Origin of the sequence: Shimia fortis (assembly GCF_040225985.1) — a bacterium.
Classification (GTDB): domain Bacteria; phylum Pseudomonadota; class Alphaproteobacteria; order Rhodobacterales; family Rhodobacteraceae; genus Shimia.
Genome location: NZ_JBBPEU010000015.1, coordinates 27,197 through 46,382, shown reverse-complemented (window position 1 = coordinate 46,382; position 19,186 = coordinate 27,197). Strand labels below are relative to the sequence as shown.

Below are 19,186 nucleotides of genomic sequence, written 5' to 3'. Positions count from 1 at the left end.
AGGTCGTGACCGAGACCTTCACCGTGACGGCGGCAACGGCGGATGGTGAAAGCGTGGTCCAGACGGTGACGGTGACGGTGACCGGTGCGGAAGACCCGGCCGTTGCGCAGGATGATGTCTTTGCGACAACCGAGAGTGTTGACGTGAACGGCGATCTGACGGCTGACAACGGAAACGGTGAGGATACTGACACGGACGGAGATCCGCTGGTCGTGGCTGCCGTCAACGGCAACGCGGCGTCTGTCGGGAACCAGGTCCTGCTGGCCTCGGGCGCATTGCTGACCGTGAACCCGGACGGAACCTTTGCCTACGACACCAACAATGCGTTTGATACGCTGGCCGGACCGGCATCAGGAGGTGTCAATCTGGCAGCTACGGACAGCTTCACCTATAGCTTGCAGGGTGGCGGTACCGCGACGGTGACGCTCAACATTGCAGGGGAAGACAGCGATGATCTCGTGCAGGGTACGCTGCTGGCAGATGCTCTGAATGGAGGTGTCGGCAACGATACGATCCAGGGTCTGGCAGGTGACGACACCCTGATCGGTGGCGCTGGTGATGACGACATGGATGGCGGTGACGATACCGACACCGTGGTGTTCGATGGTGCCAACGACGTGGACGTGCGGCTTGGTCTTATGTACGCGACCTCTGCGGCCTTCGGGAACGATGCGCTGACCAATATCGAGAACGCGCAGACCGGGTCGGGCAACGACACCGTGATCGGCAGCCAGATCGATAACCTGCTTGTGGCTGGTGGTGGCAATGACCGCCTGTCTGGCTGGGGTGGCGACGATACCCTGATCGGTGAAGACGGCAATGACACCCTGCTGGGGGGCACCGGCAACGATACCCTGATCGGTGGCATCGGAGACGACTCTCTGGAAGGCGCCAGCGGGATCGATACGGCGGTGTTTGACACTACGTCCACTGTGGATGTGCGCCTTGGAAGTGGCACTGCCAGCTCTGCGGCTTTGGGTAATGATGCCTTGTCAGGCATCGAGAATGCCCAGACCGGATCCGGTGATGACACCCTGATCGGCAGTTCTGTTGACAACGTCCTTGATGCGGGCGATGGCAACGACCGCCTGTCCGGTTGGGGCGGGGCTGATACCCTGTTGGGTGGCCTTGGAAACGATACGCTGATCGGTGGTGGCGATGACGACAGTCTCGACGGCGGCGACGGAATCGACGAGGTCTACTTCACCGGCAGCGCCAATGTCAGCGTTCAGCTTGGCAACGGGGTCGCAACCTCGGCCGCCTTCGGCAACGATATCCTGACCGATATCGAGAACGCCCGGACCAGCGGCGGCAACGACATCGTCATCGGCAGCACCGCCGACAACGTCCTGCGCTCTGGTGCAGGGAACGACCTTGTCTCTGCCTGGGGTGGCGCCGACATGCTGTATGGTGAGGGTGGCAATGACACCCTGATCGGCGGCGGCGGATCTGACACGCTGGACGGGGGCGCTGGCTCTGACATTCTGACGGGTGGTGCAGGTGCAGACACTTTTGTGTTCAACAATATCGCTGGTCAGGATACCGTGGCGGACTTCCAAAATGATGTGGATACGCTTCAGTTCGATGAAACGATCTGGGGTGGCGGGTTGTCGATCGCCGACATGCTGACCACCTATGGTAGCGCGGCCGGAGGGGTGGCGACACTCGACTTCGGTAGCGGTATCATCGTCACGGTCAACAATGTGAACGCACTCACGGATCTCGAAGACGACGTCTTCCTGTTCTGATCCACAACGCTGGAATGAAATGGGGAAGGGCGCCTGTTGGGCGCCCTTTTTCGTTCTGGATGTGACCTGTGACTGGTTTCTGTGATTTCCGACTGACACGGGGTTGAAAACCACAGGATCGGTGACGAATATTCCCAGCTCCGGTGGCGCGCCGACGGCTGGCACAGGCAAGAGCGATTATTGGGGAATTTCGTCACCAGAGAAATCTGCCTTGACGGGGTTTTGCCTCTTGCACCTGCCGCAAAAGACACGATAAACAGCGCAGCACGGAGCGGTGGCCGAGTGGTCGAAGGCGCACGCCTGGAAAGTGTGTAGGCGGGAAACCGTCTCCAGGGTTCGAATCCCTGTCGCTCCGCCACCATCACTTTTTCTCTGATTTTCTTCACTTGCTATACATGATGCAAGTGCCTGTATTTGCGACAAATTACCTTTGTGTGAGGTTTTGTTGGCTTTTGTTCGTATTGCCTGATACGCTTTCACCGCGTGGTATGAATGGTGGTACTTTCATTGGCGGCATTGAGCGGCAAACTCACTAAGAAGCTGGTGGCGAATCTTGGACCGGGTCGGCACGGCGACGGGTCAGGACTTTATCTAGTGGTCGATCCGTCCGGGGCGCGACGCTGGATTGTGCGCGTTACGGTCAAAGGTCAGAAGAATCGAAAGGGCGCACCGCTCCGTACGGATTTCGGTTTGGGCGGCGCGGATGTGGTGACTCTGGAACAGGCGCGTGAACGTGCCTTGGCTTATCGCCGGATGGCAAAGTCAGGTCTGAACCCGCGATATAATGCTCAGCGTGAGGTGCCGACTTTCGAGGAGCTGGCGCGACAGGTGCACATCGACCGCCTGCCGACTTGGAAGAACCCAAAGCACGGCCAGCAATGGATCAACACATTGCGTGACTACGCCTTTCCCAAGATAGGCCGGATGCCTGTCGACAGCATCGGTCAGCCCGAAGTGCTGATGTGCCTTTCACCCATTTGGACCGCCAAGCATGAAACCGCGCGTCGACTGATGCAGCGTATCAAGACGGTTTTGGACGTGGCAAAGTCGTCGGGGTTTCGGGGTGGCGAAAACCCTGTCACTGCCGTGAAAGAGGCTGGAGTGCTGCCCAAGGTGAAAGCCAAGGTGGTTCACCATGACGCGATGCCGTGGCGCGACGTGCCTGCGTTTTATGCCGAACTGGAGGGGCGCACGGCTACGGCGGCGAAGGCGCTGCAATTCACCATCCTGAGTGCCTGTCGCACGTCCGAAGTCTTGGGCATTACATGGGATGAAGTCGATCTTGAGGAAAGGCTTTGGACCATTCCTGCGGAGCGGATGAAAACGGGCGACCAGCATCGTGTGCCGTTGACCGATGAAATGTTGCGGATCCTGGAGCCGATGCGGGCGATGGCGTCCGATTATGTTTTTGAGGGTCAGAAACGGCACCGGCCTTTGTCGAATATGTCGATGCTCATGCTCTTGCGGCGCATGGGGCGCGGGGATTTTACCGTACATGGATTCCGCAGCACATTCCGTGATTGGGCGGCAGAGGAAGCGGGTGCGCCTCGTGAAGTCGCAGAGGCGGCGCTAGCGCATCAGGTTGGGTCTGATGTGGAGAGGGCTTATGCGCGGTCGGATTTGTTGCAGCGGCGGCGCTCATTGTTTGATACTTGGAGCGAATTTGTTGGAAGTAGGGGTGGGAGCAGTTGAGGTTTTTTAAAGCCGTCGAACTTTCCGAATGGTGCTTCTTATCGGAGGCCATTCTGTTCATAGCATTCGGAAAGGCGCCTGAGGTCGAGTGGTTCGGTGTTCCTGTACCTGATGAGAACGGGCGTCTTGTTGGGGTTGAATCCAGATTTCATTGGCAAGGGATGCCCGATAATTTTGAGAACGATACTTTTGATTTCGATTTCTTTGATCCAGAGGATTTTTCTGCGGTCGGAATTGATATGCCGGAAAACTATATCCACGCCGCGTCTTCAATTCTTTGGGGTGAAATTCATGATGCCTATTCTGAAGTTGAGTTTCACAATAAGTACTTTGACAGATTGGATTTTGAACTTGCTGACAAAGAAGAGCAGCTGAGAAAATTTGAGAAAGCTAAGGCAGTTATTCGTGACGCCGGGCCACTTGAAGTCCTCTTCGAGAAAACCAACGCTCTATTTGAGGTTCACCTTGAAAGGGTTTGGGCGCAGCTCTTTTCGAGAATTCACTCTGGAGACATAGTTGTAGAGGCCGTCCATTTTGAACGTTGGGATGAACTTGCAGAGGCAGACCGATACGAGCTTGCTGGAGAGTTTACGAAAGTTCCGAAGGAAGCGTTTAGGGTCGCTCATGACTTTAAGCAGGATGAGGTGTTCTTTGACGGAAAGACATATGTTGCTACCCGGGTTCGTGTTGAGCAGTTACTTGATTTTGCGGGAAATCATTTTCAATTAGGTGAAACTTTGACCGCAAAGTCGTTTGGGCACCTCTTGATACTTGATTCTGACGCATCGCTAGGGAAGTTTTTGGGTTCGACTAGGCGTCCACGGGGTGCTCCGCCTGCATTGGATTGGGCTACGATGGAAGCCCAATTGGAGAAAATGCACAAGCTGGGATCTATGCCTATGAAGAAGGAGGCATGTATCCAAGAGTTGATGGAGTACGCGCACAAGAAACTGGGGCGTCGGGTAGGTCGAAGTTCTGTGCAAAGGCGCCTAAAGAACACTTTGGACAGATACTACACCCGCAAATGACCTATTGAGGCAGTTGTTTTGGGCATTTTGGGCGGGCATTTTGGGCCTGAATCGCTATCGTACCAGCAGCAAATCGAAGTGTATCCATAGTCATCGCAACCAACCCAAAGAAAGGGATTGCCGATGGCAGATATCTTCGATCAAGACCGCGTCTTTTTTCCCGAAGACCCCGAGCTTCGTGTTCTGGGCAGCGTGGAAAAACTGGCGCAATGGCGGCACCGCAATCGCGGGCCAGCCTTTATGCGTATCGGGCGGCGCATCGCCTATCATGGCACCGACCTGAACGCCTATCTCAACGCCCAGCGCGTCGACCCGAACGGGGAGGCCGTACAATGAAAAACCCCAACTCCGCACGCGGGGCCGGGGCCTTTCGTGTGACATCAAATGCCACGGTGGTACGTGCAACAGATGACACACACGGCATCGGTTATGCAAGCCCGTCTGAAACCCGCTTTTATTGGGATCGAAACAGCAATTCGGTTCAGCCGTTTGCGCTGCATCAGGGGAGGGTTCGGTATGAATGACCTCTGGTATAGCAACCGAACCCAAGTTTACTGGACCTGCCGCGCTTTGGTGCAGGGTCGAACCATCAGCACGCTTGATGAAATCGGAGAGGTGCGCGGCTGGCGGCTTGGCGCAATCATTCACACTCTGAGAAGCAAGTACGGTTGGCCTATCTTGACCGACTATCGCGGGCCGGAGCGGGTAGGGCACTATACTCTGTCCAAGTCATGCGATGTGCTGATGTTGGACTATCCCAGGTCGGCAAAAGACGTGCGGGCCGAAGCGAAGGCGGTGCAGATCGAATCCGATGATGCCGCAACCGGTGCCGCCAATGGCTAGGCGTGGCAGCAAGAAATCAGGGGAGGGGCAATACGCCCCTCTCTTTTACGCGCTACTCAAAAGCGATGCGTGGCGCGATTTGTCTGGCGCGGCGGTCAAGATCTATCTGGAACTGCATACGCGCTACAACGGCAGCAACAATGGCGCTCTGCGCCTCTCCTATGCCGAAGCAGCGGAGATCCTGCACATGGGCAAGGCAACCGTTCAGAGGGCGTTTCATGACCTCAGGGACAAGGGGTTGGTGGTGCTGGAAAAGGAAGGGAACTGGTATCATCGGCAGGCCCATGAATGGCGCATCACGACCAAGGGCGTTCAAACGGCGCGCGGGAAAGAACCACCGACACATGACTGGCGACAGTATCGGCGCGGAAATCCAGAACGCGGTTCTGATATGAAACAACGAGAGGGGTCTGTGGTTCCGTTTGAAAACCCATCGGACAAATCACGTTCCAAACTGAAACCCGTCACGGCAGTTCGAGAGGGTCGGCACGGTTCTGGAACGGAACACTTATAGTAACCACTCAATGCAGAGAAAGAGGTATGGCAAAAGAACTTGAAAAGTCGGAGTCGGGGAATGGAGATCTTCGTAGTTTTCCAAAGGTCTCCCGGAACGAAAATGGGGCGTTTGACATCGCAGTCGGATCGTCTGACACGATCCCAGCCTTGTTGGGGATGAAGACGCCTGATGCCGCCAATGTAGTTTTTTGCAGCGCTTTGGAGGCACTTGGCACAGGAGTTGACGATGCTGGCGGGATGGCGTCGGCCATGTTCGCCGAATTGGAGCCACGCGATGCAATCGAGGCAATGTTGGTGGTCCAGATTACGACGACGCATGTGGCTATGACCAAAGCCGCAGGAAAAATGACACATCAGACCATGACAAGACAGCGTGAGAGCCATGAACGGGCGATGGTTCGCTTGGGGCGACTATTCACGACGCAAATGGATGCGCTTAAAAAATACCGGAGAAAGGCGCAACAGGTGGTCAGGGTGGAGCGCGTGACGGTCAACGAGGGCGGTCAGGCGATTGTGGGGGATGTGACTGCGTCAAAGGGCTAGTAAGAGGCACCCCCTTTTTTTGTCGTTGATATTTCGCACGCAGGTGAGGGGCGGGTTTCCAGAACGCTAGCTAGCAACTTTTTGCATACCCCCCCTAACAATTTTTACAGCCTTGAATGGTGTGATCTAGGAAATCTCTGTGTCATCTTGTACCATTAAAAACGACCTTTGAAGAGTTGCGCCCATGAAGATTTTCTTTCTCGATGTTTACGAAAAACCACACGATGAGAAGACGAGGGTTGAAGGTTTTTGGGAACTAGCAGCGCGAGAGTTTGGTGCTTCATTGGCGAGGTTCCCACTCTTTACCAGCGACATGGATAATGTGGCATACTGCAAGCGAGTTATTGAGGCGCTTGAAGAGTCAGAAGCCGTTGTTGGTCTTACCAATAAGGAGTTGATTACTACTTTTGGCGATGGCTACGGCTTTTTTAGTAAGCTCATAGAAAAGATCAAAGAGGGAACGCCATTTTTGCTCCAATCGATCCGTGATTGGGAGCGTTACTTCAGCCCGCGTGGTGGAGGTCAATTGGAGCATTACCAATATGTAAGAGAACTATACAAACACATTGAAGTATTCCCAACGCCTACAAAGGTTTTTTCTACAGACAGGCACAAAGACGATTGGAGCGACTCTAGCGTTTGGTTTCGAGCCGGTGATAGTTGCTTTTTGAACTCGGAACTGTTGGGCGGAAGGGAAGAGGCTTTGCTATCACAGGCAAATTTGCTTGAGTATGGTCGGGGGTGTTTTCCTCTAATTGAAACAGGGCTTCTTCACTATTTTGTTGGACCAGGAGATTTTCTCGAACAAAGACCCGTTGGAGAAAAAAACGTGGTTGCGGTTGAACGCCACTTTCAAAAACAAAATGGGCTGGTTTTTTCCGGTGACTTTGCACAAGACCGCCGCAGACTCTCAGGAGGTTGGCAGAGTGGCTTTGATGAAAACGAGGAAATGGTACGATCTGTTTTGAAGTACATAGCAAAGAGGGCGGATACCGCTGAAAACAGGTCTCAAGAAGCATATCGGGTGTTTTCGGATCTAGAGCGTCAACTTAGCCTTTTGGTGCACAAAGCGCTGAACGCTTACTCGAACCGCCTCGCGCTTCTTAGCTACATAGAACAAGACGTGATTGACGAATTACCTCTGCGGGACGGCGTGCCTGATACGTCATATTTAACTTACCTAAATCTGGTTAATTTGTTATTGAAGAATTGGGCGCGCTTCCTGCCACTATTTCATCCACAATCCAAGACTTTGGTGAAGAAATCACTGCAAGGGGTAAACTATGGTATTCGCAGATACGTAGCGCACCCACACCGCGCAGAGTTTGAAGGGTATGCATTTAGGAAAGAAGATATTCAGAAACTTAAAGTAGCTCGCAAGATGGTTGTTGAGGCACTTTCTAAATGTCGTGATTACTAAAATGTGGTGGCGGTGCGTAGATGCTAACTTGGTTGGCATAGCCACAGGCGTAAATGGTTTCTTGGTTCCATTACACTTTCTAGCAAAACCAATATTGAAACAACGCGCTAAAAACCAACCGTCTTGCCAAATTGGCAGTCTTAGGTGGTATAATTTGTGGTATTATCGAAAAGAAATAAATTTTTATTTATTTAAAGTAGATACTTAAAAAAAAGGTTTGGAAGACTGTCGCTCCGCCACAATCACTCTATTTGTATTGAAGTTTGATTGAGTTAGTTCGCGCCTCGGCCACAACACCGTTACTGCGCGGCGTAGTTTCCTTGCCGCGCCGCCTGAAGTCAGGGCTTTACATATTCCGGGCCTCTAACTGTGCGCTGCCAGGTTCAGCGCGAGGTTGCAGAGAATCTCGAACATGATGGACACGCCAAGGAAAGCGGTGCCGCCGGACGAGTCGAAGGGGGGCGAGACCTCGACAAGGTCGGCACCCACGATGTTCACCCCGTGCAGCAGACGCGCGACCTGAAGCGCCTGATAAGAATTGGGGCCGCCGACCTCGGGCGTTCCGGTGCCGGGGGCGAAGGCGGGGTCGACGAAATCAATGTCATAAGACACGTAAGTCGGGGCGGTGCCTGCAATCTCGCGCGCCTCATTCATCACGTCCTCGACGCCGCGGGCGTGGAATTCTTCGATGGCGATTACCCGCACCCCGACCGCATCGGCAAAATCACGGTCCTCGCTGTCATAGGTGGTGCCGCGAATGCCGATCTGGACCACGCGTTTGGGATCCAGAAGCTCTTCCTCGATGGCGCGCCGGAAAGGCGTGCCGTGGGTGTATTGCGTGCCGCCGAAATAGTCCTTGAACAGGTCGGTGTGGCTGTCGAAATGGATCATACCCAGAGGTGTGTCTTTGCCAAGAGCGCGCAGGATGGGCAGGGAACATAAATGATCGCCGCCCCCTGTCAGCGGCACGATTCCCGCCGCCGTGACCTGTTCGTAAAATGCGGTGATCCGCGCCATGCTGTCGGTCAGATCGGCGGGGTTCGGGCCGACATCGCCCAGATCGGCGCAGTTCACCATCTCGAACGGGCGCACGCCGGTGGCGCCATTCTGGGCCCGGATCATAGTCGACATGTCGCGCAGCTGGCGCGGGCCATGGCGGGGCCCGGGTCGGTTGGTGGTGCCGCTGTCCCATGGCGTGCCGATCAGCCCCACCTGCACTTCGCCAAGGCGCGCATCGTCCAGCCCCACATGGGGCAGGCGCATGAAGGTTGGCACCCCGGCAAAACGGGGAACGTCAAAGCCGGAAACCGGATGGAAAAAGGGATCGCTCATGGTGTTTGTTCCTGTGTTACAGCATCACGCTTCCGCCGTTCACGCCAAAGCATTGTCCGGTGATGAAACCACTTTTGGGGCCGGCAAGGTAGGCCACCATTTCGGCAATTTCCCGGGGCTGGCCGAAACGGGCAAGCGGGGTGTCGAGGTCTTTGGCAATGGCCTCGGGACTCATGTTTTCGGGGCTAGTCATGTCGGTTTCGGTCGAACCGGGCGCCACCGCGTTGACAAGGATATCGGGCGCAAGTTCACGGGCCAGCGTGCGGGTCATGGTGATAATGGCGCCCTTCGAGGCGGTATAGGCCAGCATGTTTTCACGCCCCAACAGCCCCAGATCGCTGGCGATATTGACGATCCGCCCGGTGTTTGCGCGGCGCACAAAAGCACGGGCCGCCAAAAAGCTGCCCCGCAGGTTGACGGCGATCACGCGATCAAAGGCGTCGGCGTCCGTGTTGGCCAGTGGGCTCTCGGCAAGAATACCTGCGTTGTTGACCAGAATATCCGGCGTCCCCAACACCGCGCAGGCCGTATCGAAAAAGCCGTCGACGGCCTGCTCATCGGCCACGTCGGCCGACATCGCCAGCCCCCGTGTCCGGGCATTGATCAGGTCCAGCGTGGTATCGGCCTCTGGGTCGTTATAGTGGCAAAACGCCACCTTGGCGCCCTGATCTGCCAGCGCGGCGCAGATCGCGCGGCCAATGCCCCGCGACCCACCGGTGACAAAAGCGGTTTTGCCCTTCAATGTCATGACATCACCTCGCCGCGGTCCACGTTGATCGCCTGACCGGTGATATTTGCGCCGCCCTCGCTGGCCAGAAATAGGTAAGTCGCAACCATGTCGGCGGGCTCCATCAAGCCGCCGACAGCTTGCGCCGATATGATCTCTTGCAGCAGGGCCTCTTCGGTCTGTCCGCTGGTTTCGGCCAGTTCGCGCAGGGAATTCATGGCCGGTCCGGTTTTGACCCAGCCGGGACAGACCGCGTTCACACGAATGCCGCGCGGCCCCAGTTCCTGCGCCCATGTCCGCATCAGCCCGACATTGGCATGTTTTGTGGCCACATAGGCGGAAAAGCCGCCCACGGCGGTCTTGGCCCAGATCGAGGCGGTGATGATAATCCGTCCGCCTTCGGCAATCCGGTTGATCAGCGTATCGGTAACGTTCTGGGTGCCCGTGATGTTGATGCCTACGATCTTTTCAAAGGTAGCGTTCCCGTCCGGATGCGCGCCGTTCAGTGGGGTAGGGCGTTCCAGCCCCGCATTGTTGACAAGGACATCCAGTTTTTTCACCGGCGCCAGTGCCCGTGTCACCGCTGCAGCGTCGGAAATATCGCATTTGATCGCCTGCACCTTGCCCGGCATCTCTTTGGCTGCGTCAAAGATCGCGTCGGTCGAGGACAGTATTGTCAGATCGGCACCCGCTGCGGCAAAACCTTTTGCCACTGCGTATCCGATGCCGCTGCTGGCGCCGGTGACCAGAACGGATTTGCCCGTGAAATCGAATGACAGCGTCATGGCCGCCCTCCTGTTGGTGGTGTTTTACACATCCCTGTGACCTTCCTCGCGCATCAGGCGCATCAGGTGTTCTTCAAGGTCACTATAGCCGTCCAGCCGGATGATATGTTCCTTGTCGGCAATCCTTGCGCCTTGTTTGAAGGCGGGAACGATTTCTTCCTTGAGGCGCCCGGGGTGGCTGGACAGGAAAATGATCTTGTCCGCCAAAAAGATCGCTTCTTCCAGATCGTGGGTCACGATGACCATGGTTGTGTTGGTCTTTTCGGCAACATCAATCATCAGTTCCTGCATCAGCCAGCGGGTCTCGGCATCGAGCGCGCCAAAGGGTTCGTCCATCAACAGAACCTCGGGGTCATTGGCCAATGTGCGGGCAATCGCGACGCGCTGGCGCATCCCGCCCGACAGTTGCGAGGGGTAGGCATCGGCAAATTTGGACAGGCCCACGAGGTTCAGAAAATGGTCGGCGCGGCCGCGTCGTTCCTGCGCGGGCACATTGTTCACCTTCATGCCGAACTCTACATTCTTGCGCACCGAGAGCCAGTCAAAAGACGTATAGGCCTGAAACACCATGCCCCGATCCCGGCCCGGTCCGTCTACTGTCCGCCCGCCAATCACGATTTCGCCTTCGGTTGCGGTTTCCAACCCGGCAATCATGCGCAGGATGGTGGATTTGCCGCAGCCCGACGGCCCCAGCAAGACGCAGATCGAGTTCTTCTCGACTGCAAAGGATACGTCCCGCACCGCCTGAAGCGTTTTGCCCTGTCCAAGGTCAAAGGTTTTGGAGACGTGTGTGATATCAACCAGGGTGCCGGTCATCAGCGTTTCTCCTTGAGATAGGGGAAGAGGGCGCGGTGCAGCGCGGCAAAGAGAAGGTCAAACAACAGGCCAAGCGCGCCGATCACGATAATGCCTGCAAGAATTTCATCGGTTTTGAGGAAACGGCGCGCCCGCATCATCATGGCCCCGATGCCGGTGGTCGAAGCAACGATCTCGGCGATCACCAGATAGGTCCAGGCCATCGCCAGCATCTGGCGCATCGCGACAACGATATCCGGCAGAGCGGCGGGAAAAACCACTTTCAGCACAACTACCCACCGGTTCGCGCCCAGCGTGAGCGCGGTCTCGATCAGTTCCTTTCGCACGTTCTTGGTGTGGTCCATGATCAGCGTGACCAGAAAGAAGATGACCCCAATGAACAACAGGGCCAGCTTGGGCGCCTCGCCAGTGCCGAACCACATCAGCAGGATCGGGATGAACGACGGCGCGGGAAGATAGCGCCAGGCCGACACAAAGGGCGCAAAGATCGCCTCGACCGAAGGGAAGGTGCCCATCATCACGCCAAGCGGCACAGCGACGACGCAGGCCATGCCAAAAGCCACAAGCACTCGCGTGATCGAGACCAGAATATCGCTGGCAAAGTCGCGCTCGGCAAACAGTTCATAGGTCGCGCCGAAGACTTTCTGGGGCGAGGGCACAAGCAGCTCGTTCACCATGCCGGTCTCGGACGCGATGGTCCATATGGCAAAGAAAAGGGCCCAGATCCCGAAGGCGGATAACAATCTCTGGCGGCGGCTGACAGGCGCGCGCACTTCCAGAAAACGCTTGGAACGTGTCGAGGATGGCACCGGGGTTTCTCCTGAAACAAAAGGGCAGGAGCACCACGCGGCGCTCCTGCTTTCGGGGTTAGTTGGCGGTCAGTGTCTGGCGGTAACCGGCCTTTACCAGGTCGCCCATAAGGCTGCAGTCGATCCCGGCTGCGGCATCGACGGTTTTGTCCATCAGGCCAAGTTTCACCCACCAATCATTGGTCAGGGCCACCGAGTCTGCCATCGACCCGTTGGCCATGCCAAAGGGCGGTTCCCCGTCCAGCACACCACACAGACGCGCCGATTCATCAAAGTCGAGCATGTAGATACCGCCTTCAAAGCTTTTGCCGTCCGTGCCGATCACATAACCGATGTCTTCTTCCGGCCATTGCAGGAACTTGGCCAGCGCCTTGTTCGTGGCTTCGACATTCTGGTTCCAGTGCCCCAGACCGTCCCAGCGCGCCTTGAGCACATCCAGCGCCACATCGCGTTTCTCGGCGATGAAGTTCTTGTTCATATACAGTGCGTCCATAAAGATCCCTGTCTTCAGGACCTCCGGGTCGGCTGTGTGCACGGCGCTTTTCGAACCGGGGCTGGCCTCGAGCACTTTGGAAATCCACGGCTCGTACATATAGGCCGCCGCCAGATCACCCGAGAGCATGGGGCCGACGGCCTCGTCCGCGTTCAGGTTGACCCAGTCGACCTGATCGGGCGTAACGCCCAGCGAGTCCAGCCAGATCCCCATCAGCAGGTGCCCGATATAGGCCTGCGGCGCGGCGACTTTCTTGCCCGGCAGATCGGCAGCTTCGATGCCGGGTGCGAGAATGACATGATCCACACCGTAAGACGGGTTCAGGAAGGCCACATTCACCACATCGGTGCCACGGTCCACAGTCAGCGGGGTATAGTCGGCTGTGCAGCCATAGACATCCAGTTGACCTGCTGCCAGGGCCGAATGTCCGCCCAGCGGATCCTCGAAAATGGTGATCTTGAGATCGTGGCCCGGGATCAGGTTGTTCTGGCGGGCCACTTCCAGCATCGCATATCCGGGCCAGGAGACACAGACACCCACCCGCACCGTATCGGCAGAGGCTGCTGCCCCTCCGAGACCCAGCGCCAAGGTGGCAACTGAGGCAATTTTCGTAAGAGAACGCATGGCAATTCCTCGCTTTGGTTTCGGTTTTTCGTTCAGTTCATATTCAAAAACCGTATCCACTAAAAAACTTAATGCAACTAATTTTTTTAGTGGACTAACTTGCAGGGAAATTGGTTTAATGGGAGAGAGGCAGCAGAATGCAAAGGAATTTTCCGTGGGTCTGAGAGAGCGCCAAAAACAGGAACGCCAGGAAAAAATCGTCGAGGTGGCGAAGGAACTCTATTTAAAACAAGGGTTTGAGGGCACCACGATCGAGGCCATTGCCGAAGCGGCGGGGGTGTCCGGCGTGACGGTGCACAAATATTATGGCACCAAGGCAGGCATCCTTCTGGCGCTCATCGCGCAGAGTGATGCCCAGTTGATTGCCCGTCTTACAAACGAACTTGCACAAGAAATGGGCGATTTGATCGAAGTGACGGCAAAGTTTGCCGCGATCATCGTAGATCACGCCATGCAGAACCTCGAAAAAGAGATCTGGCGTCAGGTGATTTCTGCTGTGACGCTGAATGCCGGATCGCCTCTCAGCAAAACCTATTTCGAGCTGGATCAGGAACTGGCGCAGGTTCTGGTGCGCAAGATCGAGGCCATGCAAGAGGGCGGGGCGCTGCCCGACATGGTGAACGCAAGGGATCTCGGCAAGGCGCTATTTCATCTCCAGAACGCCCGTTTCATCCAGTTCATCAGTTCGGATGACCTGACAAGCGCGGATATTGACCACAGGCTGCGCCGCGATTTGCGCGCCCTGTTGTCGTTCTACCCCGCGACGTCCTGACTCTCTGCCGCCGTGCAGGGACTGACTCAAAGAAGGAACATCATGTTTTTACACCCGATAGACTGGCCCGAGGGCAAAAAATGCGCTGCTGCCATCACCTTTGACATTGATGCGGATTCGCTGATCCGGGATGCGTGCCGCGATGATGCGGAGCTGCGGTTGCAACCGATCTCGATGGGGCGCTACGGGCCGACAGTGGCGGTGCCGCGCATCCTTGACACCTATCGCCGTTTTGGCCTGACCCAGACCTTCTTTATGCCCGGCTGGGTGATGGAGAATTACCCAGAAACCGTCGAGGCGATTTTGAAAGACGGTCATGAAATCGGCCACCATTCCTGGCGCCACGAAGACCCGATGGGCCATTCCGACGCCGAGGAGGCGGAATTGTTCGAACGCGCGCTTGAGGTGCATGTCCGGCTGACGGGCCGGAAACCACGAGGTTATCGCGCGCCGGTCTACAGCATCACGCCTGCCATGGTGGACCGGCTGATCTCGCATGACTTTCTCTATGACAGTTCGATGATGGCGGATGAGTTGCCCTATCTTGTGCAAACCCCCAAAGGCAGCCTGATCGAGGTGCCGCCGCATTGGGGCACTGATGACTGGCCGCCCTTCGCGCATTTCGCCGAGATCGACTATCTCATGCCGGTGCGTGGGCCCCGCGAAGGCATCGCACCGTTTTTCGAAGAATTTGAAGCGATGTACGAGGCGGGCGGGTTCTGGATGCCGGTGCTGCATCCGTTCCTGACCGGGCGTCTGGCGCGCTGGCGCGAGATGGAACGCCACCTTGAGGCTATTCTCGACAGGGGGGACGTTTGGTTTGCACCGCTGGAACAAATTGCGACATACGCGCGCGAGAATGCAGACAAGCTGCGGACCGAGAAGATCGGCTAGGGAATATTCAACCCAAACGAAAAGCGGCGCCCAAACCGGCGCCGCAGTCTGTCAGTATGCTGCGAAGGTCACCGCGCGCCGCCACGCGCAAGGCGCATCACCACGGCCACCACAAACAGGATCAAGAACAGGAAGAACAGAATTTGTGCCACCCCGGCCGAGGCGCTGGCGATTCCGCCAAATCCCATTACGCCGGCAATCAGCGCAACCACAAAGAATACAAGTGCCCAATAAAGCATGTCGTCTCCTTTCAACAAATCAGTCTGCACCGCAGGTGTCCGCGGCCTTCTGTTACACCAACGCGTCAGGTGGGATTTGGTTCCCTTCAACATAAGAACAGCACGTTAATTACTCGAAAAATAACGCCCCTCCAAATGAGGGGCGTTATTGGGGCAGCACTGCTGAGGCAGCCTTTACCGCGCGCGCGGTCCCGCAATCAGCCAGATGATAAAGCCCACAACAGGAAGAAGAAGCACAAGAAGCGTCCAAAGCACCTTTTTCCCGGTCGAGGCCGCAGAGCCCACGATCGACACGATGGCCCAGATGTCCAAGGCCAGGATAATCAGCCCCCCAAGTCCGCTTACTTCCAGCATCATTTTCTCCTTTCCAGGTTTTGATGGGCATGGTGCAGCCATGCATTTTGCATATCCAACGCGGGTGAGGGCACTTTGGTTCCCATGAACCTGCGCCACGTTGCATGTTGGAACTTCGGGCGGGTTACCGCGTTGACCCATGACATGTGTCCGCTCCCGCCTGCGCGCGCGAACGCGGACCACCCACAACGCCGAATGAGGAGTCCATGGAACAGACCGAAAGCCTTTACCAATCCTTTAAATCTTGGATTGCCACCCTGACCGAAACCGAGATCTACGCAGGGCAGTCGTTGTCAGATATCCTGACGCTCGACATGCTGGTGCAGCTTCTGGGCAATGTCCTAGCGGCCATCGTTCTCTTGTTGCTTGGCTTTGCGCTGTCTGGGCTGATCGGGCGCCGCATCCGCAGGTTGGGGGAAGAGCATGAAACTATGGATACGACCCTGTTCACCTTCCTTGGGAATATCGCGCGTTATACGGTTTTGGCTTTTACCTGTTTGCTTATTCTCAACACCTTCGGAATTCGGACCACCTCGATCGTTGCTGTAATCGGGGCCGCCGGGATCGCCATCGGCCTTGCATTGCAGGGCACGCTGTCCAATGTCGCCGCGGGTGTCATGATTATCCTGTTCCGACCGCTCAAGATCGGGGATTTCGTGACCGTCAATGGCGTGACCGGTACGGTCAAAGAGATCACGCTGAACTATACCGAAATCGCCGACCTTGGAAACGTGCAGGTCATCGTGCCGAACTCGGACGTGTGGGGCAACACCATCAGCAACTATTCGGTCTATGACACGCGCAGGGCGGAATGGTCCTTTGGCGTGGGGTATGGCGTGAACCTTGGTAAGGCAGAGCGTGTGATCCGCGAAACTATCATGGCGGATCGCCGCTCTTTGAAAGACCCCGAGCCATTTATCCAGGTCAACGCCCTTGGCGAGTCATCTGTTGATTTCCTCGTGCGTGTCTGGTGTCCGGCCGAAGAGTATTTCCAGTATCAGGCCGACATGAAGCGCAAGGTGAAAGAGGCGCTTGACCGCGAAGAGATCGACATTCCGTTTCCGACCCGCACGCTGGTTCACCAACCTCCGACGCTGGCGCTGGTGAATACCGATGATGAATCTGGGCACGACCAGACCCCGCAACAGGCAAGCTGAACCGCACGGGTCAGGGCGCACCCCTTGTCTGTGGCCCGCGCAAAAAAAATTCATCAAAATTTGGAACGGTCGGCGCGGCCATGCGTTGATTATCCAGAGCGGCCGCAGAAGACGCGGTCAATGCATGAACCAAACAAAGAAGGAGATCGTTATGCGTAAACTTCTTGCAACCACATCGCTCTCACTGGTGTTTGCCGGTGCGGCGTTTGCCCAATCCGCGACCACACAGGGCACTACCACCACCGGCGCCGAGGCGCAGTCCGAAAACTTCCTGACGGAAACCGCAAATGACGTCACCGAGGCGGGCAAGGACGCGCAGCAGTATCTCAAGAAGAAATCTTCGCAGGCTGGCAAAGCCATCGAGGAAACCTGGGACAAGACCAAGGCCGTGACTGCCGAGGCCTATGATGCCACCAAGGACGCCGCCGATGACGTCGCCGACAATGTGAGCGACGCCTATGCCGAAGTGACCGAAGAGATGGAGGCCATTGTGGCCGACGCCACGGACGAGGATTTGGTGATCGTGTCGCCTGAAGGCGTGGCGGCCTCGGAACTGGCGGGGCAGCCGGTCTATGATATCAACAACAACCGCATCGGCGAGGTTGCCCGTGTGGAAACCGGCAAGGCCGGCAAGGTCAAGGCCGCAACCATCGAGATCGGGGGCTTCCTCGGGATCGGGGAAACCGAAGTTGCGGTCGATGTGCTTGAAATGGGCTTCCTGCGTGCAGAGGACGCGGACCTCCGTGTCTACGTCACCGCGACCGAGCAAGAGCTTGAACAGCGCGCCGAGCTGCAAAACAGCTGATACGCTGACAGGATAGCAACCGGAAAGGGGCCGCGCGATGCGGCCCCTTTTTTGTCGGGTCAGACCATTTCGTCGGGCACGCCCGGCATGGCCATAGCGGTATCTTCCGCCGCGCGTAGATCATAGGGCACGAGGAAACCGTTGCGCTCTGCCGGGGGCTTCTTGGCGTTTTCGGCCACGACCTTTCGAAGTCGCGCGAAACTGTCTTCCAAGCTCGCCTGCGTGCCGGTTTGGGACTGGTCCAGCCAGTGGTCCACACAGCGTTGGCGTACCTTGCGCACCTCGTCCGAGTCCGTCAGGTCCACGCCCAGTTCCGTGTCCCATTTCATCGACCGGCCATTGAGATTGGCCGAGGACACGATGGCCGACCTGTCATCAAACACGGAAACCTTTGCATGGACATAAACCACCGGCGCACCCTGCAAAGTGGCTCGGTCCGGTCTGTCCTTGTCCGGTTGTGCGGTGCGGGGTTGGGCGGGGCTTGCGACCACAAGCCGGGGACCGAACGCCTTTCTGAGGATACGGATACATTTCGCCTGAAGGTAATCGCCCACGCGCCCGTCAAGACCGGGCGTCTTGCGGAAGGCCACGGTGTCCGGCGCCCCCGGCAGGATCAGAACCAGCCGAAGGTCTGGGGCCTCGCGGGCGCGGCGCGCCAACGCCCGGGCGAGGGCGGTTTCGCGAAAGTACTGGGTTTCGAGATAGATCAGGTGTTGCGCGGATGTGATCGCGCGCAAGTGTGCGTCGTAGATTTCGGTTATGACGGGGCGGGGGGAAAAAGCCCAAAGGTCCGGTGGCCGGCGCGCCGAGGACATGGTTCGCACAAGCGGCGAAACTTGCGCCGAGGGGGGATGCTTGCCCGCAGTCACTGCGGTGAACTCTTCAAGATGCGCCCGCGCCGCCCGCGCCAGAGACTCATCTTCAATCAAAAGTTGAACGTCATGCCACGTGTCTTCCGGCTGGCGGTCGTGGGCTTTGCAATCGAACCGGCGTTCGTCAAGGTCGAGACCACCGATATAGGTCCAGCGATCGTCGATCACTGCGACTTTCTGGTGATGCGAGGCGGGAAAGGATCCCGGGAGTCGCGGGTCGCGCAGCGACAGGGCATAGCGCACCCCGGGAAGTTCCGAGAAGGTGGTTTTTCCTGCCGGATCGGTCGCCAGCGCATAGCGTTTGCGCAATCGCCCTTTGCGCCACATCACCAACGGGGCGGTCAGGATGGCGGGCGCGGCGCCAATGCGGGCCGGGTGCAGTTCGGGCCGGATGACAAGGCGCCCCGCGTCGCGTGCGGCGATTTCGGGAATGGCACAGAGCAGACGCACGCTGCGCCAGGTGCGGCGGTGCAGGTCGGTCGCGACCAGCGGATCGAAATCGGACAGGAACAGGGTGATATCGACGCCGCGGTTCAGCGTGTCGACAAGAAGATCGAACCAAGTCTCGCCAATCTGTTGTGCTTCGGTGCTGCGCAGCCGGGTCAACGGGTCAAAGACCCGAAACCCCATGGTTACGGAGTGACGCGCTGCAAGCAGCCTGCGCTCGAACGCCGGATAGGCTTCTTGCGCCGTTATCAGGGTTTCGACGTATTTCAC

General features: G+C 57.1%; 21 protein-coding genes and 1 tRNA gene. 13 read left to right on the top strand and 9 right to left on the bottom strand.

Annotation, left to right across the window (positions count from 1 at the left end; translation table 11 throughout):
* The 9 genes from WNE31_RS17240 to WNE31_RS17200 all read left to right on the top strand — a co-directional run.
* On the top strand, window positions 1–1,748 hold a 1,748-nt coding region (locus WNE31_RS17240), incomplete at its 5' end, for an Ig-like domain-containing protein (RefSeq protein WP_349981193.1).
* Between the two features lie 268 nt (window positions 1,749–2,016).
* Window positions 2,017–2,106 (top strand) — tRNA-Ser (locus WNE31_RS17235).
* 134 nt (window positions 2,107–2,240) lie between these two features.
* Window positions 2,241–3,440 (top strand): tyrosine-type recombinase/integrase, encoded by a 1,200-nt coding sequence (locus tag WNE31_RS17230; RefSeq protein WP_349981192.1) that lies wholly within the window; start codon window positions 2,241–2,243, stop codon window positions 3,438–3,440.
* The gene (locus WNE31_RS17225) at window positions 3,437–4,468 is read left to right on the top strand and encodes a hypothetical protein (RefSeq protein WP_349981191.1); all 1,032 of its coding nucleotides are present in this window, start codon (window positions 3,437–3,439) and stop codon (window positions 4,466–4,468) included. The genes WNE31_RS17230 and WNE31_RS17225 overlap by 4 nt, the downstream gene beginning before the upstream one ends.
* Window positions 4,469–4,591: 123 nt before the next feature.
* Entirely contained in the window at window positions 4,592–4,804 is a 213-nt protein-coding gene (locus WNE31_RS17220) for a MerR family transcriptional regulator (protein ID WP_349981190.1), read from the top strand.
* Window positions 4,805–4,984: 180 nt separating this feature from the next.
* On the top strand, window positions 4,985–5,311 hold the full coding sequence (locus WNE31_RS17215; RefSeq protein WP_349981189.1) for a hypothetical protein: 327 nt from the start codon (window positions 4,985–4,987) through the stop codon (window positions 5,309–5,311).
* The gene (locus tag WNE31_RS17210) at window positions 5,304–5,825 is read left to right on the top strand and encodes a helix-turn-helix domain-containing protein (RefSeq protein ID WP_349981188.1); all 522 of its coding nucleotides are present in this window, start codon (window positions 5,304–5,306) and stop codon (window positions 5,823–5,825) included. Before WNE31_RS17215 ends, WNE31_RS17210 begins: the two co-directional genes overlap by 8 nt.
* A gap of 26 nt (window positions 5,826–5,851) precedes the next feature.
* Window positions 5,852–6,370 carry a hypothetical protein gene (locus tag WNE31_RS17205; RefSeq protein WP_349981187.1) on the top strand — a complete coding sequence of 173 codons (519 nt, stop codon included), beginning with the start codon at window positions 5,852–5,854 and terminating at the stop codon, window positions 6,368–6,370.
* Window positions 6,371–6,554: 184 nt separating this feature from the next.
* Window positions 6,555–7,790 (top strand): hypothetical protein, encoded by a 1,236-nt coding sequence (locus WNE31_RS17200; RefSeq protein WP_349981186.1) that lies wholly within the window; start codon window positions 6,555–6,557, stop codon window positions 7,788–7,790.
* A 363-nt stretch (window positions 7,791–8,153) separates the two neighbouring features.
* Here WNE31_RS17200 and speB read toward each other — a convergent pair whose 3' ends face one another.
* The 6 genes from speB to WNE31_RS17170 are packed head-to-tail and all read right to left on the bottom strand — an operon-like array spanning window position 8,154 to window position 13,376.
* Window positions 8,154–9,122: an agmatinase gene (speB, locus tag WNE31_RS17195; RefSeq protein WP_349981185.1), complete on the bottom strand. Its 969-nt coding sequence runs from the start codon at window positions 9,120–9,122 to the stop codon at window positions 8,154–8,156.
* Window positions 9,123–9,138: 16 nt separating this feature from the next.
* The gene (locus WNE31_RS17190) at window positions 9,139–9,870 is read right to left on the bottom strand and encodes an SDR family NAD(P)-dependent oxidoreductase (RefSeq protein WP_349981184.1); all 732 of its coding nucleotides are present in this window, start codon (window positions 9,868–9,870) and stop codon (window positions 9,139–9,141) included.
* The gene (locus tag WNE31_RS17185) at window positions 9,867–10,634 is read right to left on the bottom strand and encodes an SDR family NAD(P)-dependent oxidoreductase (protein WP_349981183.1); all 768 of its coding nucleotides are present in this window, start codon (window positions 10,632–10,634) and stop codon (window positions 9,867–9,869) included. The genes WNE31_RS17190 and WNE31_RS17185 overlap by 4 nt, the downstream gene beginning before the upstream one ends.
* Before the next feature lie 24 nt (window positions 10,635–10,658).
* Entirely contained in the window at window positions 10,659–11,450 is a 792-nt protein-coding gene (locus WNE31_RS17180) for an ABC transporter ATP-binding protein (protein ID WP_349981182.1), read from the bottom strand.
* Complete coding sequence (locus tag WNE31_RS17175) at window positions 11,450–12,259, bottom strand: ABC transporter permease (RefSeq protein WP_349981181.1); 810 nt, start codon at window positions 12,257–12,259, stop codon at window positions 11,450–11,452. The genes WNE31_RS17180 and WNE31_RS17175 overlap by 1 nt, the downstream gene beginning before the upstream one ends.
* Before the next feature lie 58 nt (window positions 12,260–12,317).
* On the bottom strand, window positions 12,318–13,376 hold the full coding sequence (locus WNE31_RS17170) for an ABC transporter substrate-binding protein (RefSeq protein WP_349981180.1): 1,059 nt from the start codon (window positions 13,374–13,376) through the stop codon (window positions 12,318–12,320).
* Here WNE31_RS17170 and WNE31_RS17165 point away from each other — a divergent pair.
* Entirely contained in the window at window positions 13,375–14,148 is a 774-nt protein-coding gene (locus WNE31_RS17165; RefSeq protein ID WP_349981179.1) for a TetR/AcrR family transcriptional regulator, read from the top strand. The two genes, WNE31_RS17170 and WNE31_RS17165, sit on opposite strands and share 2 nt — an antisense overlap.
* Window positions 14,149–14,190: 42 nt before the next feature.
* Window positions 14,191–15,042, top strand: coding sequence for a polysaccharide deacetylase family protein (locus tag WNE31_RS17160; RefSeq protein WP_349981178.1), 852 nt, complete (start codon window positions 14,191–14,193; stop codon window positions 15,040–15,042).
* Between the two features lie 68 nt (window positions 15,043–15,110).
* Here the strand turns inward: WNE31_RS17160 and WNE31_RS17155 are convergent, their stop codons facing one another.
* The gene (locus tag WNE31_RS17155; RefSeq protein ID WP_349981177.1) at window positions 15,111–15,281 is read right to left on the bottom strand and encodes a DUF1328 domain-containing protein; all 171 of its coding nucleotides are present in this window, start codon (window positions 15,279–15,281) and stop codon (window positions 15,111–15,113) included.
* A gap of 174 nt (window positions 15,282–15,455) precedes the next feature.
* Window positions 15,456–15,635 (bottom strand): PLDc N-terminal domain-containing protein, encoded by a 180-nt coding sequence (locus WNE31_RS17150; RefSeq protein WP_349981176.1) that lies wholly within the window; start codon window positions 15,633–15,635, stop codon window positions 15,456–15,458.
* Between the two features lie 206 nt (window positions 15,636–15,841).
* On the opposite strand from WNE31_RS17150, the gene WNE31_RS17145 reads away from it, so the two are divergent.
* Window positions 15,842–16,792, top strand: coding sequence for a mechanosensitive ion channel family protein (locus WNE31_RS17145; RefSeq protein WP_349981175.1), 951 nt, complete (start codon window positions 15,842–15,844; stop codon window positions 16,790–16,792).
* A 151-nt stretch (window positions 16,793–16,943) separates the two neighbouring features.
* The gene (locus WNE31_RS17140; protein ID WP_349981174.1) at window positions 16,944–17,597 is read left to right on the top strand and encodes a PRC-barrel domain-containing protein; all 654 of its coding nucleotides are present in this window, start codon (window positions 16,944–16,946) and stop codon (window positions 17,595–17,597) included.
* 59 nt (window positions 17,598–17,656) lie between these two features.
* Here the strand turns inward: WNE31_RS17140 and WNE31_RS17135 are convergent, their stop codons facing one another.
* Window positions 17,657–19,186 carry a phospholipase D family protein gene (locus WNE31_RS17135; protein ID WP_349981173.1) on the bottom strand — a complete coding sequence of 510 codons (1,530 nt, stop codon included), beginning with the start codon at window positions 19,184–19,186 and terminating at the stop codon, window positions 17,657–17,659.

Bases quoted from the DNA above. Each gene is read 5' to 3' on its own strand.
- WNE31_RS17230 (WP_349981192.1), top strand. From the start codon at position 2,241: ATGGTGGTACTTTCATTGGCGGCATTGAGCGGCAAACTCACTAAGAAG.
- WNE31_RS17220 (WP_349981190.1), top strand. From the start codon at position 4,592: ATGGCAGATATCTTCGATCAAGACCGCGTCTTTTTTCCCGAAGACCCC.
- WNE31_RS17215 (WP_349981189.1), top strand. From the start codon at position 4,985: ATGAATGACCTCTGGTATAGCAACCGAACCCAAGTTTACTGGACCTGC.
- WNE31_RS17210 (WP_349981188.1), top strand. From the start codon at position 5,304: ATGGCTAGGCGTGGCAGCAAGAAATCAGGGGAGGGGCAATACGCCCCT.
- WNE31_RS17205 (WP_349981187.1), top strand. From the start codon at position 5,852: ATGGCAAAAGAACTTGAAAAGTCGGAGTCGGGGAATGGAGATCTTCGT.
- WNE31_RS17200 (WP_349981186.1), top strand. From the start codon at position 6,555: ATGAAGATTTTCTTTCTCGATGTTTACGAAAAACCACACGATGAGAAG.
- speB (WP_349981185.1), bottom strand. From the start codon at position 9,122: ATGAGCGATCCCTTTTTCCATCCGGTTTCCGGCTTTGACGTTCCCCGT.
- WNE31_RS17190 (WP_349981184.1), bottom strand. From the start codon at position 9,870: ATGACATTGAAGGGCAAAACCGCTTTTGTCACCGGTGGGTCGCGGGGC.
- WNE31_RS17185 (WP_349981183.1), bottom strand. From the start codon at position 10,634: ATGACGCTGTCATTCGATTTCACGGGCAAATCCGTTCTGGTCACCGGC.
- WNE31_RS17180 (WP_349981182.1), bottom strand. From the start codon at position 11,450: ATGACCGGCACCCTGGTTGATATCACACACGTCTCCAAAACCTTTGAC.
- WNE31_RS17165 (WP_349981179.1), top strand. From the start codon at position 13,375: ATGGCAATTCCTCGCTTTGGTTTCGGTTTTTCGTTCAGTTCATATTCA.
- WNE31_RS17170 (WP_349981180.1), bottom strand. From the start codon at position 13,376: ATGCGTTCTCTTACGAAAATTGCCTCAGTTGCCACCTTGGCGCTGGGT.
- WNE31_RS17160 (WP_349981178.1), top strand. From the start codon at position 14,191: ATGTTTTTACACCCGATAGACTGGCCCGAGGGCAAAAAATGCGCTGCT.
- WNE31_RS17155 (WP_349981177.1), bottom strand. From the start codon at position 15,281: ATGCTTTATTGGGCACTTGTATTCTTTGTGGTTGCGCTGATTGCCGGC.
- WNE31_RS17150 (WP_349981176.1), bottom strand. From the start codon at position 15,635: ATGCTGGAAGTAAGCGGACTTGGGGGGCTGATTATCCTGGCCTTGGAC.
- WNE31_RS17145 (WP_349981175.1), top strand. From the start codon at position 15,842: ATGGAACAGACCGAAAGCCTTTACCAATCCTTTAAATCTTGGATTGCC.
- WNE31_RS17140 (WP_349981174.1), top strand. From the start codon at position 16,944: ATGCGTAAACTTCTTGCAACCACATCGCTCTCACTGGTGTTTGCCGGT.